General features: G+C 44.1%; 12 protein-coding genes and 1 pseudogene. 5 read left to right on the top strand and 8 right to left on the bottom strand.

The annotated features are described in order from the left end of the window. Positions 1-984: 984 nt before the first annotated feature. Positions 985-2,760, bottom strand: a complete 1,776-nt coding sequence (locus AC0VXX_RS03455) for an ABCB family ABC transporter ATP-binding protein/permease (RefSeq protein ID WP_475515923.1) — start codon at positions 2,758-2,760, stop codon at positions 985-987. A 449-nt stretch (positions 2,761-3,209) separates the two neighbouring features. On the opposite strand from AC0VXX_RS03455, the gene AC0VXX_RS03450 reads away from it, so the two are divergent. Continuing rightward, positions 3,210-3,386 (top strand): hypothetical protein, encoded by a 177-nt coding sequence (locus tag AC0VXX_RS03450; RefSeq protein ID WP_475515922.1) that lies wholly within the window; start codon positions 3,210-3,212, stop codon positions 3,384-3,386. Positions 3,387-3,437: 51 nt separating this feature from the next. On the opposite strand, the gene aroG is transcribed toward AC0VXX_RS03450, so the two are convergent. The 4 genes and pseudogenes from aroG to hemG form a co-directional block, all read right to left on the bottom strand. Then, positions 3,438-4,496 carry a 3-deoxy-7-phosphoheptulonate synthase AroG gene (gene aroG / locus AC0VXX_RS03445; protein ID WP_475515921.1) on the bottom strand — a complete coding sequence of 353 codons (1,059 nt, stop codon included), beginning with the start codon at positions 4,494-4,496 and terminating at the stop codon, positions 3,438-3,440. A gap of 278 nt (positions 4,497-4,774) precedes the next feature. Next, positions 4,775-4,975, bottom strand: a pseudogene (locus tag AC0VXX_RS03440) (hypothetical protein). Between the two features lie 298 nt (positions 4,976-5,273). Continuing rightward, on the bottom strand, positions 5,274-5,792 hold the full coding sequence (locus AC0VXX_RS03435; protein WP_475515920.1) for a cytochrome b/b6 domain-containing protein: 519 nt from the start codon (positions 5,790-5,792) through the stop codon (positions 5,274-5,276). A gap of 29 nt (positions 5,793-5,821) precedes the next feature. After that, complete coding sequence (gene hemG, locus AC0VXX_RS03430; protein WP_475515919.1) at positions 5,822-6,343, bottom strand: menaquinone-dependent protoporphyrinogen IX dehydrogenase; 522 nt, start codon at positions 6,341-6,343, stop codon at positions 5,822-5,824. A 346-nt stretch (positions 6,344-6,689) separates the two neighbouring features. On the opposite strand from hemG, the gene AC0VXX_RS03425 reads away from it, so the two are divergent. Beyond that, complete coding sequence (locus AC0VXX_RS03425) at positions 6,690-7,523, top strand: TIGR03899 family protein (RefSeq protein WP_475515918.1); 834 nt, start codon at positions 6,690-6,692, stop codon at positions 7,521-7,523. Here the strand turns inward: AC0VXX_RS03425 and cobA are convergent. Then, complete coding sequence (gene cobA, locus AC0VXX_RS03420) at positions 7,517-8,323, bottom strand: uroporphyrinogen-III C-methyltransferase (RefSeq protein ID WP_475515917.1); 807 nt, start codon at positions 8,321-8,323, stop codon at positions 7,517-7,519. The two genes, AC0VXX_RS03425 and cobA, sit on opposite strands and share 7 nt — an antisense overlap. A 258-nt stretch (positions 8,324-8,581) precedes the next feature. Here cobA and AC0VXX_RS03415 point away from each other — a divergent pair, with 258 nt between their 5' ends. The 3 genes from AC0VXX_RS03415 to AC0VXX_RS03405 all read left to right on the top strand — a co-directional run bounded on the left by AC0VXX_RS03415 (position 8,582) and on the right by AC0VXX_RS03405 (position 11,743). Continuing rightward, positions 8,582-9,502, top strand: coding sequence for a phospholipase A (locus tag AC0VXX_RS03415; protein ID WP_475516929.1), 921 nt, complete (start codon positions 8,582-8,584; stop codon positions 9,500-9,502). 42 nt (positions 9,503-9,544) lie between these two features. Continuing rightward, a complete protein-coding gene (locus tag AC0VXX_RS03410) occupies positions 9,545-11,125 on the top strand; it encodes a hypothetical protein (RefSeq protein ID WP_475515916.1) in 1,581 nt (526 codons plus the stop codon). 99 nt (positions 11,126-11,224) lie between these two features. Next, positions 11,225-11,743: a peroxiredoxin family protein gene (locus AC0VXX_RS03405; protein WP_475516928.1), complete on the top strand. Its 519-nt coding sequence runs from the start codon at positions 11,225-11,227 to the stop codon at positions 11,741-11,743. 3 nt (positions 11,744-11,746) lie between these two features. Here the strand turns inward: AC0VXX_RS03405 and AC0VXX_RS03400 are convergent, their stop codons facing one another. Together AC0VXX_RS03400 and AC0VXX_RS03395 are read right to left on the bottom strand one after the other, a co-directional pair. Next, complete coding sequence (locus AC0VXX_RS03400) at positions 11,747-12,160, bottom strand: DUF3010 family protein (RefSeq protein WP_475515915.1); 414 nt, start codon at positions 12,158-12,160, stop codon at positions 11,747-11,749. A gap of 81 nt (positions 12,161-12,241) precedes the next feature. Continuing rightward, a complete protein-coding gene (locus AC0VXX_RS03395; RefSeq protein WP_475515914.1) occupies positions 12,242-13,957 on the bottom strand; it encodes a hypothetical protein in 1,716 nt (571 codons plus the stop codon). Between the last annotated feature and the right edge of the window lie 222 nt (positions 13,958-14,179).

Below are 14,179 nucleotides of genomic sequence, written 5' to 3'. Positions count from 1 at the left end.
AAGTAAAAAGTGCTAATTAGATCGAGTTTTACCCTCAATTAGATTACTATGTCGCGATTATAATGTGACATAGCGCTAACATAGCAAAACGACTCTTGTGCAGTATATTCATCATAACTTGGTGTTTCAGCCCGTAGCAGTGGCGCAGCAACAGTCAAATATTAAAACCGTTATCATCAGAATCGTCGAAAAAACGACGACTGTATATGATCCTGGTTTAAGCAAAATTGGAAAACAGCGAGCCCAAAAAGGCGCTTAATAGAGTTATTAATCTACAGTCGCTTGCATGAGTCTCGATAGCACTAGCTTTATACGCTACACTTGACTACATTAGCGACATATGGAATAGCGGTACAGCTAGCATAAAGTCAATACAAGGAGAACATCTGGTGAGTGATTCGTTTTTTGGAGCGGGTGGGAAAAGTAAACCCCTCTCGGTCAGCTGTCAAAACTGTGATCGGTTAACCGTCATCGAAGGTGAGACTATCTGTTTTAAGGGTGGAGAGATCATACGACTTACGCCTTACAATGCGGGCAATACAAAACTAAGTCTACTTTGTGATGGTTGGAGACCTATTAATACCTCAAAAACAGCCTAATCGCTGTCTCTTTAGCGACAATCATTAACTGTAACAATAACCACTATGGTATACCGCCATTATCGCAAAGTTCCCTTGATTATGGTCCCCTACAAGTCACCATCAGTCTTTACTTTGCCTAACCTCTGTGGTTAACCACGCCACATTGATTAACTGAAATAATCAATTGAGCTGTAAAATACGCTTGCTAAAGCATCACCATACATTCTTGTTCACCTTAATCTCTGTGGTTGACCCCGTCACATTGGTTTTCTTGTAAAAATCTGACAGCGGGGCAATTAAGCCCCTACTTACAGAGACATCAGCCTAAAAAGTAAGCCCATCCAAGCAAATTAGATAAGTTGACTGATTAATTAACTCACCAATAATCTCAACCGAATGCTAATTAATACTGGTGCTGCACCGTCCATAATTTATGGTACAAGCCCTTGGCTTCTAACAAGCTGTGATGATCACCTCGCTCTACTATCTTGCCTTGGCTAAGCACTATTATTTGGTCAGCATCAACCACTGTCGATAAACGATGGGCGATAACCAAACTGCTGTGGCCTTTTTCCATCTCTTTTAATGCTGTCAAAATAGCTTGCTCTGAATGACTATCAAGCGATGATGTGGCTTCATCAAATACTAATAATGGCGATCCTTTTAAAATAGCTCGAGCAATAGCGACTCGCTGCTTTTCACCGCCTGAGAGTTTTAGGCCGCGCTCACCCACTTTGGTATGCCAGCCATCATTAAGCTGCTCAATAAATCCGGCTAAATGAGCCATCTTAATCGCCCCCTGCACCTGTTCATCAGTCGCATTTGGTGAGCCATAGCGGATATTCTCCAGTAGTGAATCATTAAATAGCACAGTATCTTGCGGCACTATGGCTATGGCTTGTCGCAGAGCATGTTGACTCAGTTGTGTAATATCTTCACCATCAATAAAAATTTGCCCAGACTGTGCTTCGTAAAAACGAAATAGCAGTTTAACTATGGTGGATTTGCCCGCACCACTGTCGCCTACAATAGCCACTTTTTTACCTGCGGGTAATTCGAAACTCACATCATCAAGGATCTTGCGGCCATCATAACTAAAGCTGACATGTTCAAAACGTAGGTAGCCTTGTGTCAGTGTAGGACTGGCAGCATCTGGCTTATCTTCAATCATGGGGACTCGGTCTAATAAAGAGAACATGCGCTCAATATTGGCTAAGGCGCCGCGGATCTCCCGATAGACAAAACCTAAAAAGTTCAACGGCATAAACAGCTGCATCATAAAGGCGTTAATCAACACAAAATCACCTATGGTCATTACCGCTGCGCTAACCTGCTGCGCAGCTAACGCTAGCATCAAGGTCATCGCGAGCGAAATAATCAATGCTTGCCCTGCATTAAGGGCAAACAATGATAAGCGATTACTGCGCTTTGCTCGCTCCCAGCGTTGCAATGCTTGATCGTACTTTTGCGCTTCATATTCTTCATTATTGAAATACTTAACGGTTTCATAATTCAATAAACTGTCGATTGCGCGGGTATTAGATTGTGAATCGGCCAAGGCAGCTTCACGAACGAAGCCGGTACGCCATTCGGTCGCTATCACTGAAAATAGAATATAAGCCACCACAGCGCCTAAGGTGATCAGCGCAAACAGCCAACCGTAGTTATAAAACAAAATTCCCACCACCAAGGCGATTTCTAACATGGTGGGGACAATATTAAACACCATAAAACGCATCAAGAAGCTGACGCCGCTGGTACCACGTTCAATATCACGAGACAGACCGCCGGTGCGGCGCTCTAAATGAAAGGCTAAATCCAGTCGATGTAGATGTTGGAATACCGATAAGCCAAGACGCCGAATCGCTCGCTCTGTCACTCGACCAAATAAGGTATCACGCACCTCAGAAATGACTGTATTTAACAGCCGCATTCCGCCATAGGCGACGACTAAGGCTATGGGCACGCTAATAATTTGCTCTGTAGATGCTTTATCTAAAGTATCGACAATCTCTTTGAGCACAAAGGGTAAACCAACACTGGCCAATTTAGCGATAACCAAGCATAGCAAAGCCAGTATCACCCGCCCTTTAAACTCCAACAAATAGGGCCAAAGCAGCTTCAACACATGCCAATTTAATTTATCTATAGGTCCATCAAAATAGAGCGTGGGGCGCATAGCGGCTCCGTATTATAATAAAAAACATCAATGCCCAATGGGTAAAACACATTGGCTTAAGGTTGTAATTCTCATTGAGCGTTTGCTATTGCCCACGGTTAGAACGTACTCACCACCTATAGATAAGATCACTTAATATACCCAACGAGAAATGACCTACAAGGAATACTCCTGCATGCATATCAAACAATCGCCAACCTCAATCGCTCGATGGACTTTAGTGTTACTTTTGTGGTAAATAACAATTAAATTGTGGTAAATAACAATTAAAAAGTATTAGAATTAGGTTAACTTTTTGCTGAGTGATGGGTCATAAATAGCCAATAGACACATAACCTCAAGGGGTTATCAGATCTTGCAATTTTTGATAATCTCGGCATCACGTAAAGTCGCTCAATCATATTGTATAGAGCATCGGGAATAACCCGCAAAATGTTAAGGAAGCCGATATGCCACAATCATCTGACGCGCAATACCCACCATTACCGTTAATACAAACTTGGGTATGGATGATGACAGAGTCGAATAACCCCGAAATTCAACAAAAAGGCCAGAGCAATTTGATCTCCTCTTTTGGCAGCTTAGCCAAGGCTAACGAATACCTCATTACTCAGCAAAGTCGTTAATCGCATTAACATTAATGCAAGAGGAAGCCATTGGCTCCCTCTTCGCATTACTTAAACTGTTTCGCGACGACGTATAATACTTTGGTTAAGCAAGCCCAGTAATGTTTCCGTGTCTTGCCAGCCCAAACACGCATCGGTAATGCTTTGCCCGTAACGTAAAGCTTGCCCCTCTACGTGATCTTGGCGCCCTTCGACGAGGTGACTCTCGACCATCACGCCAAAAATGGCTCGCTCACCCGCACTTATCTGTCCTGCAATATCTTCAGCCACCAGCAACTGACGTTTAAACTGCTTGCAGCTATTAGCATGGCTAAAGTCCACCATAATATTGGCAGGCAGCTTCGCCTTAAGTAGTTGCTCTTTAATCGTTTTAATGTGCTCTGCACTGTAATTTGGCTCTTTGCCACCACGCAGAATGATATGACAATCTGGATTACCTTTAGTCGACACAATGGCAGAATGACCGTATTTAGTCACCGATAAGAAATGGTGTGGGGCACTGGCGGCGCCAATCGCATCGATCGCCACTTTAATGGTGCCATCGGTTCCGTTTTTGAATCCTACTGGGCAAGATAAGCCCGACGCTAATTCACGGTGAACCTGGGACTCAGTCGTGCGGGCACCTATTGCCCCCCAGCACATCAGATCGGCAACATATTGCGGTGTGATCATATCTAAAAATTCACCCGCAGTCGGCACCCCCATATCGTTTAAATCCAGTAACAACTTACGCGCAGTGCGCAGGCCATCATTTAATTTAAAGCTATTGTCCATATCGGGATCATTGATTAGTCCTTTCCAACCCACTGTGGTGCGCGGCTTTTCAAAGTAGACCCGCATGACAATCTCAAGTTGATCTTTATATTGCTCTCGCACCTTCACCAACCCTTGTGCGTATTCTAGCGCCGCCACAGGATCGTGAATAGAACACGGACCGACCACCACCAAGAGGCGATCATCTTGCTGCTTTAATATCTGATGAATACTATTACGCGCATTAAAAACGGTAGCAGATGCATTTTCGGTAGCAGGAAATCGCTCAAGAATCGCGACTGGAGGTAATAACTCTTTGATTTTATTGATACGAACATCATCATTTTGATAATACATGGTATATGTTTACACTCCGGCTAACGATTAAAAACAAGTCTCTCTTTTGCGCTACTTATTTAAATCTATCCAGTATTATCGAGTATTGCAACTAAACAGAGCTGTAATGCAATTAAAGATGATAAATAACATTTTTATCAGTAAGTTGGTAAAGGTAATTTTAAAATTTCATTAACCATAATAAGGCCTTTACGCCGCCAAAAACTCTAGTGAGATTTAACATGACAGCAAAAATTAGCTTCAAGTAGCTGCAAACTTCACTTCATCTAGAATTTTAATTATCTAGGACCTGTAGATCTTTCAAGGTTGTTTTTGCAGCGAGTTGCTGGGTATTTATACAAGGCAGAAGCTTTGTAGTGTTATTCTACATAAAAAGCTGAGAACGCAGTAAAAATACCCAACAAACGCTGCCCGAAGGGTTCGGCTAAAAACGTTTTACTCTTTGTTAAGTGAATTTTGCTTAGATGACTAGGCCGCAATCCACTCGCCTCGATTAAAACGTTTTTGTCTCGAACAAAATTCAACCAGCAAAGATCAACAGGCCCTAGAGTTTTCATTAATCCAATAGGCTGCTTACTCGCTAAACAGAAATCGCGCAGCAACGCGCTATGTTAACGCCTAGCGCCCATGGCTTAATTGAAACTAGCGGTAAACTGACTTTCTAGCTCTGATTAACAGAGCTCATGGTTAATAAACGCTAATAAGCGCAGGCTCTTATTCATGCAGATCAACTCACCATGACGTGATGCAGCTGTCACAAACAGACAGTTACTTGGATTAGTTACGAACCAAGTCAATAAGATGCGCCGCAGCGCATACACAGTGCACTAACATAAACCCTATAAATCCGTGAGCACTACTCTGATGATAACTGCGCCAATTTAACGCTTCACTGCTGCCTTGAGTCACAAACCACATCACCCCAGTAAACGAGACTAACAATAGCAATATCAAGCCAATCCCCTCAATCACACTAAAGAGACCTCGCCCTCCTGCCGCAGGAATGTTGCCGCGCTTTAGGCCGCAAACATCACGACTCAGTTGAGTAAAATCCCCCATAAGCCAAGGAAAAAACTGACGCCACTTGCCCTTAGCAACATTAGCCAGCAACATCGGCACTGACAAACCAGCAACGACCATACCCAAATAAACATGCAGATAGTCCCAGACTGAAGCGTTCGGCCTGATACTGCGCCCCATAACAATCCAACTGCTGGTGAGGATCAAAAATAACGATAACAAAATCAACAGCAGATGTTGGTACTCTATGGTTTTGTTAACCAGTTTACGGAGCATATTTGCCCTCTCCTAGGCTTAAGCCACACTTACAGTTGATGCAATTGACTCGCATATTCGCTCACCTTATCCCAATCGGTATATTCCACCCGAGTGTCTGGCGCCGTCGGCCCTTTAGTGAGCCACATGATGAAGCGAATAATATTTCTATCGAGGGCGTTATAGCCTTGATAATCTAAATTGCCCCCAAATACGGCCAGTAACTTAGGTTTCCAAGACGTTTTAGCTAAAAAAGCCTGCATATAAGGGTTGGTTTCTGGCGTGTTTTTAGCCGGTTTTCTGGCCACTAGACTGACCGAAAAAAAACTGCTGACCTTGTCATTTAAGGCCTGCATATTTTGGCTGATGAAGTCATAGACTGCAGGATGATGTTTACCGTGACGAATACTGGCGCCTAGCACCACTTTATCAAAAGCTTCAAGTGCTGGTACAGCATCAATACTGGCACAGGTAACCTGATCGCCAAAAGATTCAAGATGTTGCTTGAGATGCTCAGTGACCTTACGTGTCTGTCCATGCACGCTAGAATAGATAATTAATATTTTACTCACTGATACCTCTAACTTTATTAATATCAACCAATAAAATCATCATAAGCGATTTGTGGCAATATTTAATTGAAACAGATCACGAGGGTTAGCAGCAAAACATCGGCTAAGTTTACCTGCATCACAAATACAACCATTACTCATTAAAGGTAACGACACTCATCCCAAACCTCAATAACAAGCTCGCGCTCACACCTAACCATGAAAAATCCGCAGCTTAAGTCCTAAAGTTCAAACCAAAAACAACTGACTTACATCAGCAATAAATAAGATGAAATTAAGCAAGGCAAGGCTAATAATAGTGCGATAAACTGCTTATAACTTCATCACACAATTACATATTTAAACCATGACAGAAAAGGGTACTAGCGCTTCACAACACAATCAGCTTGATGTCTCTGCCCGCAAAAAGGCCTTATCACTTGGCCGCTATTTAGGCTTGAGCGGTGAGGAAGGTTATCGCCCTTCGATGGCATCAATAACAGCGCGCGCCCAGCAACGGCAGACTCTGTTGGTCAACCAATACCAAAGTAATCTAGAAACTATCTATACCATTGCGCTCGCACAAACGCCGTCAGATGTGATTGGCGCTGACTTAGACCCCGACTGGATACATCAATTTTTTCAGTTAGCAGAGCAGATCCATAACCGTAACATGCAAACCTTATGGGGACGTATTTTAGCCAATGAGCTCACCAATCCCGGCCGCTTTAGCTTACGCAGCCTATCGACCCTCAAACAGCTGACGCACAAAGAGGCGCAGATCTTTGAAAAAGCCTTAGGCATGAGCGTGACCATTAATAACGAATCTAAGCTGAAGTTACTCATGGGGTATCGCCATTCTGGTGGGATTGGACAGCTGTTTCGCAAGTCAGATAATACCCATATTGCCCTGTCACAATTTGGCTTACCCTACTCTGCCATCTTAACCTTGGTGGATGCCGGATTACTGCATAAAAGCGAATTTGAAACCGGAGTTCTCAACTCTAAAACCGCTATCAGCCTGACACTGTCGGGTAAGTGCATGACGCTCACCCCTAAACATGGAAACCTGCAATTTAACTACTATCGCTTAACGCCTACCGGGGATGAACTTGCCCAATTGGTGCGCCCTAAGCCAGATGAAGAGTATGTTAAAGCGCTAAACGCCTTGTTTAGTAAAGATTTTAAAATTGATTATTGACCCGTTTGCGCCACGTTGCAATTTGCAGATTTAGGATTAAACCAGTTAAGGTTTTGAGCTAATCCAACCACTTCACCGATAATCATCAGCGCTGGCGTCTGTAATTGTGGCGATGCCGCTAATTGATCCAGCTCATCTAAGGTCCCGATAAAGCTTCGCTGCTCATGGGTCGTCGCTTTAGATACGATCGCAACTGGTGTCGCTGGTGCACGTCCAGCTTCAATAAGCCCTTGCTTTATCGTCTGCGCATTTAAAATGCCCATATAGATCACTAGGGTGTTTTGACTGTTGGCATAACTTTGCCAGTCGAGCGGGCGACTCGCCAATTTGCAATGCCCGGTAATAAAGGTCACGCCTTGAGCATGATCTCTGTGAGTCAATGGAATGCCAGCATAGGCAGATGTGCCGCTCGCCGCCGTTATGCCGGGGATCACTTCAAAGGTGACGCCAGCTTCAACCAAGGTTTCTAGCTCTTCACCGCCGCGACCAAAGATAAACGGATCTCCTCCTTTAAGGCGTACCACATTTTTGCGGGTGTACGCCTTAGTGACTAGCAGTTGATTGATCTCATCTTGGGCGGCGCTATGTTTTCCTGCACGTTTACCCACGGCAATTTTCTCGGCAGCTACTGGCACTAAGGCCATAATATCTTCACTCACCAAAGCATCATAAAGCACCACATCGGCTTGTTTTAAGATGCGAAAAGCCTTGAGCGTCAGTAACTCAACATCGCCAGGGCCAGCACCAACCAGCCACACTTTGCCGCGATCCTGTTGCCTAGGTAAAGTAATTAGTTCCATGTCCGCATCTCTGCCAATATATAGTCAGCTTAATATAGCGCCATTTTTATTACTTAAAAAATATATAATAATTAGATTTTATTCCATTTAGTTATTAGCGGCACATCAATGAAGAGGCATAACCAAGGCGAATAAGCTGTTGAAATCGGCGCGGAGCAGATAAAAGATGCAGTATGGCGACTCAAATGTTAAAACAGATCTAGCTTTTACTGTTATAGCCACATTAACTCATATGTTAAAAGGAACGCATGGATGAAAATATCTCAGTATCGTTATTGGATGCCTCTGCTTGGACTACTTACGTTTACTACGCCAGCCTTTAGCGCTGACCAGCCAGAAACATCCTCAACGAAAAAAAGCGAATCATTAGTCGATGAAAGAATAAAAGTGGAGTTAGCCACCGCAGACTTTCCCTTTGTGATCACCCCACACAAGGTCAACTACATCCTACCTTTTACCTATAACACCACCCCTAACATCGACCCTTTCAGAGAAGAGATAGAAAACACTGAGGCCGACATAGATAAAATGGAAGCTAAATTTCAAATTAGCTTCAAGTTTCCGCTGATGTATAACGTATTTGGCGACAATGGTCACTTGTATTTTGCCTACACCAATCAATCCTATTGGCAGGTCTACAATAAAGAGATCTCATCACCGTTTCGCGAGACTAATCATGAACCGGAAATATTCATGCTATTCAATAACGATTGGCAAATTGGCCCGCTAACTAACTCGTTGTGGGGTATCGGTGCGGTGCATCAATCCAATGGTCAAGCAGGTGATCTCTCCCGTAGCTGGAATCGTATTTATGGCACCATGGTGTTCGACAGTGGCCCTTTTGCATTGAGCGCCAAGGTGTGGTGGCGTATTCCTGAAGATGCCAAAGAGACGCCGACATCGGCAAGAGGCGACGACAACCCAGATATTACTGATTACATGGGTAATTTTGAATTTCATGCGGTGTACGGTTTAGATAAACACCGATTCACTATGCTGCTACGAAACAACTTAGATCAACCTAATTATGGTGCAGTAGAAGTCACCTGGAGTTACCCCATCATAGGCAACTTAAGGCTATATGCGCAGTATTTTAATGGCTATGGCGAGAGCCTGTTAGACTACAACTCACACACCAATAGAATTGGGATAGGTTTTTCTATAAACGACATCTTATAAACGTCAAAGCATTAGCTCAGCACGAGAGGATAAGCAATCAGCATGATGAAATTCGGTCATCAATCCATCATCAATGGCTTTGCATTAATCATGCTTATCAGCTGTCTGCAGCTGACGGCGATCGCGCTGCGCAGCGAGCCGCCTAAGGCACTATTAACGAGCCAAGAGATCCGCGACGACTTGCAATTTCTACAGCAACAACTGGTAGAACACTCCTCATTTGCCGCTATCGCGCCGCAGCGATTAGCACTCATTAGCGACCGAGCTCAACGGCTGGCCGAGCTAAGTACATTACCCGTTAAGCGCAGTGATTTTGCTATGCAGCTGCAAAAGGTCTTAGCACCTTTAGATGATATCGCCAGTAGCATATCGGATGTTAACAGCGATGCTAAGCTGCCCATTCATCTTCAATACAATGACCTTGGTTGGCGAGCGCTTAATAACGACAATATGCCAATCGATAATGAGCACCCCTTCATTACTCATATTGATGGCGTACCCATAACCCGATGGGTCGATGCTTGGCAACTATTTTTAGCACCATCACAGCAGTCACAACCCGATCAGCAAGCCAAACTGCTACAGCATATTTCGCTACTGAGAAAAGAGATAGGCATAGTGCATAACGACCATGTGCGTATCACCTTAAGTGATCTGCAACAGCATATCCGCCAGCTTAATTTCTCATTGCAATATGCCGCGCAAACTGCGATGGCGCCTTTGCCTAAACCAGAGAGTTATTTTGATGCTGTGCGCGGCCAATTTAGCCTACATGACTTAAGTAAGCTCACCCAAAATAGTCAGTTACAAAAAGCGTTGAGTCAGTCGTTATTAACGCCGCTGACCATCATTGATTTACGCAACGCCTATGGCAATGGCGATCAGCTGTTAACTTGGCTGGCACAACACTACCGCGACCAGAGCCTGGCGCCTAATGTAAGTGCCGCCTCAGCACTTTACGCCATTGCCCGTTATAGACGAGCGCCAAATCTGCGCAGCGACTATCTATCGCCATTGCAATTTATTGCCTATGATAACCTCCCCCATGATGAACAGCTGCAACTAACCCGAGCCAGTCAACAGATCCATGCCCAGTTTGATGCTCGCTTTAGTCAATGGCATGCACGAAAATGGCTCCACAGTGAAACTAAATTAGCAATCAGCCGAGCGATGTTTTCGCCCGCCACACTCGCTGAGCAAAGTGTAACTGAGTCTAAATTGTCGCCCTATCAAGCACATTCACAGCCAATGCCTCAATATAAGCCCGCTTGGCTGACAGGATTAACAACTGCAACCGCTCAACCAAGGCAGCTGGTATTACTCATTGGCCCAGAATGTCGCCAGCAATGCCAGTGGATCGCCCACTTTGCCCAGCAATGGCCAAATACCCTCTTAATCGGTGAGCCGACTCGCGGTAGCTTTGATAGGTATTACCTCATCACATTGCCCAACAGCAATATTAAGGTGAGCATTAGCAGTAGTCTCATTTATGATATGCTCGGCCAACGGTTATCAGGGCTAGCAACCTATCCTGATATTTTAACCAATATAGACGATATTTTATGGCGTAATTCGATCATCTCGCTCATCAATTTACACGCCAGTAAAGACTCTCCAGAATGACCAGAAAGCCCTCTACCAATCGCCCAATGTCCACCAAAAAGGATTAATAACATGAAGACACTAATCAACACCCTATCGAGCAGATGGATGCACATTAAGATGCTCACAAGCGTTCTGATCCTCGGCCTAACCTGCATTAACTTTGCCCATGCAACCGATTTAAAAGTAGGCGATAAAGCGCCAGACTTTAGATTGCAAGCAACCGATGGCCACTTCTACCAACTACAAGATTATTTAGGCAAACAAACCTTAGTACTGGCTTGGTACCCCATGGCTAATACTCACGGCTGTACATTAGAGTGCAAGTCACTGGTGCAAAAAGGTCACCTTATTCGGGAGTATAATGCCGTTTATATGATGGCGAGTGTCGATGATCTTGAAGATAACCAAAAGTTTGCCGAAGAACAAAAAGCCGACTTTCCTATGTTAAGTGACCCGACAAAAGCCACGGCTAAAGCCTTTGATGTGCTTAATTTAGTGCGAGTCGCCAGCCGAGTGACTTTTTATATTGGAAAAGATGGAACCATCTTAAAAATTGATGACGATATTAATCCTGCTACCGCAGCTGAAGATATCGCCGCCACCTTAGCCGAGCTAGGCATAGAAAAACGCAGTTAAGCCTTAACTTAACTCTTCGAAGGCAAGGTCATAGGCCTTGCCTAAATCAACTGTTTTAGGCTTATCAGCCTTCAACTCACCAGTTCGCTTATCGGTAGCTTTAAGCGTAGCAGGATGCACCAGGCTCAACGGCACATTAGCGATAGTCAATAAAACCCCCTCAAGGATAAAAGTGCCTGCGCCACCGGCACCTTGCCCGGTTGTGGCGCGGCGATTAAGCACTAATTGCGCCACATTATGTTGCTGACAATAGCTCTCAAAAGCGGCACAGAACAGCTTAATATCCTCTGTAGTGGGAGCCTTAGGAATAGTCAGTTTATTGATTTTACTTGCCAGCACCCTATGGCTTGCACGGGTTCCCTCAACACTCACTAAACGGGCTTCATTCCCCTTTAAAAACACACCAGTTATCACCATAAGACCCCCCCCTGCTGTAAAAACTAAAAAGCCCTACCACTGTGGTTCACCATAGCGATAGGGCTCAAATCGATTAATGGCTTACTTGTCGCTTGCTGTCTGCATAAATGTGTTAATCACTATGCCGTTAGCATTGAAATCAAAATCCACCTTTATCTTCATATTGTAATCTTTAAGGCTAGCTAACTCTTCAGGAATAGGCTCACCACTCATCTCCATTAGCGTCATCATAGGCGTAAACAGCTTGCTGTAATCGGCCGATAACGTCAGCAAACCATTGCTTGATAACATCTCATTCACTAAGCCATCAGCAACTTGTTGGGCCTTATCACCGCTGTAGAGAGCTAAATGATTACCTTTAAGCGCCATATTAGCGGTCAAACCTAAATAAGGCGGTAATTGCAGGGCACTGTTTAAATCAACCGCACTACCATCTGTTGGCAGTTGAATATCAGCCAATTCTGGCGCAAAAGGCTTCATCATGTTGAATAAGGTAGCAGGATCATCAGCCGACAGGGTCACGATTGCATCTAGCGTTTTGATATCTAAATCCGCCGCCGCTTCATTCAATTCATAATTGATAAGCGACACCGACACCCCTTTAACTCCATTAGCCATACCAGTAAACATACCTAACATCGCCGGACTTTGACCTTCCATTCCGGCTTGCATTTGGCGCAACGGTTCACACTGATACGATGGCGTAAGCAGGTCGTCCCACACTTTTGTTATTGCAGGTACAAACTGATCCACATCAATACCTAAACCGACAGAAAATACACTGTTTGAAATATCTTGCGTATAAGCAGGTAAAAAGCCACGTATCTGTTGCACAGCGCCCATGATCACCTGATTATTACTCTCAATAACCGTGCTGAGCCCCATGGTGGTCTGCTGCTTGGTTAACTCAAAATTTGTGTATCCCATTACGGTTCTGGGCCAGTTGTTAGCGATACCATTAAGCTCATCGCGGCACACTTGCGAACGTAACTCGATAAAAGGGTCATCCTTGAAAACACGAAAGATATGCCCTAGTTGCTTAGCTAATTGATTACCATCATTAGTCGTTATAGCCTTCACCAACTCCTGATGATTGATATAACTCAAGCCATCCTTTAAAAACCCATGTTTAGCGATAGTATCTTCAATAATATGGGTGTCGCCGATGGGGTTTGTCACCGCCTTAATGCCTAGGGCCGTTTCCAGTAAAGTCGGCTCACTAAAGCTGGTCGATAACGTCATGGTCAGCAGTCCATTATCGATAGCGACGACCAGATCAACCTGCTCAGTTTCATCTTTATCCATCAATGGATAGGCGCGGTAATTAACATTACCCAAGGAGCGCATTTCATGAACTAAACCACTTTCAGCCTCGAGACTATCTAACAATGCCCAAATCGCCTCAGGTTTAGCGACGTCAAGCTTAAGTACAGGGATCGCACCTAAGGTATAAAAATAGCTGGTGATATTTTGCGGTAAACCAAAGGTATCGATGAAGGTCTGCCCATCTTTAATACTCCCCATGTAGCGATTAAATAATCCGAGGAAGAACTTAGCACGCGGATCATCTTCTTCAAGCATCAACTCACGTAATTCTTCAGGGTATTGCTTTTGCGCCTCAGGAATACGGTCGATGTAATCTTTGATAGGAAACGGACTAAACTGTGCGGAGAATAGAGGAGTATCGGCTGGAATATAGGCCAACATCGCATTATTTGGCTGCTCTTTTTGCTGCGAAACCCAGTAAGCACCTGCTCCGATAGCGATCACGGTTGCCGCCACTAATGCCTTTTTCATTAACTAACTCCCTTTAAATATCAATAATCTGCTAAGGCGTTGAAGCCGCCTTTAGCCTACGCATAAAAAATTAATGGCACAGATAATACTATATGGATGAATAAAAAGGGAAATAACTATCTATAGGTAAATAGATAATGTAAACGATTTAGCTTAATCGAGTGGCATAATCACACCAATAAACTGAACTCAGGTAAAAATCAGCAGGGGATAAGATAAGGA

This window comes from Shewanella sp. QJM3NY_23 (genome assembly GCF_056173105.1).
Note: the sequence above shows the minus strand (reverse complement) of the source record. Positions and strands in the feature narration are given on the sequence as shown.

Coding starts and splice junctions, on each gene's coding strand:
- AC0VXX_RS03455 (WP_475515923.1), bottom strand. CDS start 2,760: ATGCGCCCCACGCTCTATTTTGATGGACCTATAGATAAATTAAATTGG.
- AC0VXX_RS03450 (WP_475515922.1), top strand. CDS start 3,210: ATGCCACAATCATCTGACGCGCAATACCCACCATTACCGTTAATACAA.
- aroG (WP_475515921.1), bottom strand. CDS start 4,496: ATGTATTATCAAAATGATGATGTTCGTATCAATAAAATCAAAGAGTTA.
- AC0VXX_RS03435 (WP_475515920.1), bottom strand. CDS start 5,792: ATGCTCCGTAAACTGGTTAACAAAACCATAGAGTACCAACATCTGCTG.
- AC0VXX_RS03425 (WP_475515918.1), top strand. CDS start 6,690: ATGACAGAAAAGGGTACTAGCGCTTCACAACACAATCAGCTTGATGTC.
- cobA (WP_475515917.1), bottom strand. CDS start 8,323: ATGGAACTAATTACTTTACCTAGGCAACAGGATCGCGGCAAAGTGTGG.
- AC0VXX_RS03410 (WP_475515916.1), top strand. CDS start 9,545: ATGATGAAATTCGGTCATCAATCCATCATCAATGGCTTTGCATTAATC.
- AC0VXX_RS03405 (WP_475516928.1), top strand. CDS start 11,225: ATGCTCACAAGCGTTCTGATCCTCGGCCTAACCTGCATTAACTTTGCC.
- AC0VXX_RS03400 (WP_475515915.1), bottom strand. CDS start 12,160: ATGGTGATAACTGGTGTGTTTTTAAAGGGGAATGAAGCCCGTTTAGTG.
- AC0VXX_RS03395 (WP_475515914.1), bottom strand. CDS start 13,957: ATGAAAAAGGCATTAGTGGCGGCAACCGTGATCGCTATCGGAGCAGGT.